The organism is Moorena sp. SIO3I6 (assembly GCF_010672095.1).
Genome location: NZ_JAAHHU010000744.1, coordinates 1 through 2,321 on the forward strand (window position 1 = coordinate 1; position 2,321 = coordinate 2,321).

The following is a 2,321-nucleotide window of genomic DNA, read 5'->3' on the forward strand; positions in this document are numbered from 1 at the left end:
TGCGGATGCGATAATGCGTTCCCCAGTTCAGCCAAGACATACAACATTCACCTGAGTATTGATGAATCCTCTGTCTGCTAGCAGTACAACTTTAACTCTATCTGGCATTAATCGCGACACTGCCAAGAGCTTTGTCATTATAGCTGCCTATCTTGACGCTGCTAGAAGAATGCTCCAGTACTCGCTTGCGCCACTGGCACTGCTCTTCCTCGGTATACCACAGCTACCCTAATCAGACAATATTGATTCCACAGCATGGAAGTATCCAAGCTTAGATACAATATTTCATTTTCCCATCTATTCAAGGCTTCCTGAATCAGTGGGCTATATAACCGTTGTGGATTAATCCGGGGACCGTTGCAACCATCGACTGAATCGACGTTGCGTGACTGTCGCAAACACAGCACTTGAGTGGATGTACATAGTCCATTTTGTCAGATTTACGCTACCTGAGTGAATTAGTCCAACTACCATCCAGACGCTTTGTATGTAGATGTCTGATATCAGCCCATTGTTTGGATTGACCCAATAACGTAACAAGGGCATTATAGAGACGGGAGGTGTTTTCGCTTGTCATCCTGTCTGAGTTTAGTCACCCAGTCAGAATATGGCATTTGTAGCCAATTTGAGAAGGTAACACCTTCCATCACTGGGAAAGAATGAGTCTTCCGTTGGGTAGCGCGCTGCTACACCGATTCCTGCACCGATCGCGCTATGTGAACTTTTGTCAGTCAACCAGGGCAATAGGGACTTACGCTACATTGACTGGTTTGATGGGATTGACCGTAGGTTACGGCTACGGGATTGGCCATAGGTCACGCTATGCGATCGCAAAACATTGACTGATTTGATGGGATTGACCGTAGGTCACGCTATGTGATTAGCCTTAGGCCACGCTACGCGAACGCAAAAAGACACCTTGTGATTGATCGATGTGAATGCGATTAGCCATAGGCCACGCTACCCGATGAAGCGAAGCTTCCGCGCTTGTGCGATCGCATTCACATCCCATCCCATCAAGCCGATATTACTTCAAAATCAGAAATCGTCTCAATCCAGACCCGTGCTCCACACTTGAGGGGATCATCTGGACGATACATCACCCGACACGGGCCATTCACCTCCACCGTATGACCGTAAACATTTTTAGAGCCTCGCTTCACCGTAATTACAGGATTACGCTCTCCGGTCTTGAGATTGTTGCGAATCACCCTCTGATTAACGTGAATCACAGCCTTAGTATAATTTGTGCGCTTTGACCAGTTCCGTTTTGGTCCGCGAGTGCCAGGAGTGACCACTGGCATACCATCAAACAACGGAATCACCCAAGTTCTACCCACCTTATAAGCGCCTTTAACTCTGCCCTTACCCAGAAGGTAACGGACGCGAGTGGCAGAAACACCAAGTAATTCAGCGGCTTGTGCGGTGGAAATCATCATGGGGAGTAAACCATTGCTTTTACGATATCCTTACTTTAACACACTTGTTCTGAAAATGCCAGGGTATAGTAAAAATATTGCACTGTCGCAATTTACAGCCAGAAGCTATGGGTGTATTGGGTGCAGTAAGTTAAAAACTATAAAAAGGTGATAAAAACTATTGCATTATCACAACTTAACTAGTGGGTTAATTGGGATTAGTGAGAGTAATAGGATTAGTAGGATAAAAGGGTTTTCAGAAAACTATTGTATTCTCGCAATCTCAACTAGTGGGCGCAACTGGGACTAGCGAGATTAGTGATAGTAGTAAAGTCCTTCTGTTCCCTGTTCCCTATTCCCTGTTCCCTGTTCCCTTTGATAAAAAAAATTCGGTCAAGTATTGTAGTTAAGCAAAACTTGACCGAATCATTAATTGTACTTTTCCACGAGTACAGCCTAGCTGCACTATCCACCCATAAGTGGATCAGAATCATTAAATTGTTATCAAGTTAGTGATCACATTCTCCTAATCAATAACATCCCAACGTAAGTATTCAGCGGTCAGCGGTCAGCGGTCAGCCGTTGGCCTTTAGCTGATAACTGATAGCACCTCAAGTAGCGTGCGCGTAGCGCATTAGCTGATAGCTGAATACTTATCAAAATTGCTATAAATAATTCATAATGATATCTGATTACTTAAACTCTAAACTCTAAACTCTAAACGACCCATGGTTCAAACAATTCCTGCAAAAGAGATTACCTTACGTCAATTAAGACACAGATTTAATCTAGAACGAACCGATGATGAACAGTTTTTCCGAGAATGGCAAGACGATTTACCAGAACTGACGGATTTTGAGAAGCAATTGCTAGGGCAAGTGAAAGAAGAGTATCTGTACTTAA

Annotated in this window: 3 protein-coding genes; 1 reads left to right on the forward strand and 2 read right to left on the reverse strand. The window is 44.0% G+C overall.

Annotated elements, in window-relative coordinates:
* Nucleotides 1–161 precede the first annotated feature (161 nt).
* A complete protein-coding gene (locus F6K49_RS42145; protein ID WP_293107287.1) occupies nucleotides 162–398 on the reverse strand; it encodes a hypothetical protein in 237 nt (78 codons plus the stop codon).
* A 261-nt stretch (nucleotides 399–659) separates the two neighbouring features.
* Here F6K49_RS42145 and F6K49_RS42150 point away from each other — a divergent pair, with 261 nt between their 5' ends.
* Complete coding sequence (locus F6K49_RS42150) at nucleotides 660–842, forward strand: hypothetical protein (protein ID WP_293055973.1); 183 nt, start codon at nucleotides 660–662, stop codon at nucleotides 840–842.
* Nucleotides 843–1,016: 174 nt separating this feature from the next.
* Here the strand turns inward: F6K49_RS42150 and F6K49_RS42155 are convergent, their stop codons facing one another.
* The gene (locus F6K49_RS42155; protein WP_293055970.1) at nucleotides 1,017–1,439 is read right to left on the reverse strand and encodes a helix-turn-helix domain-containing protein; all 423 of its coding nucleotides are present in this window, start codon (nucleotides 1,437–1,439) and stop codon (nucleotides 1,017–1,019) included.
* Nucleotides 1,440–2,321 lie beyond the last annotated feature (882 nt).

Bases quoted from the DNA above. Each gene is read 5' to 3' on its own strand.
- F6K49_RS42150 (WP_293055973.1), top strand. From the start codon at position 660: ATGAGTCTTCCGTTGGGTAGCGCGCTGCTACACCGATTCCTGCACCGA.
- F6K49_RS42155 (WP_293055970.1), bottom strand. From the start codon at position 1,439: ATGATGATTTCCACCGCACAAGCCGCTGAATTACTTGGTGTTTCTGCC.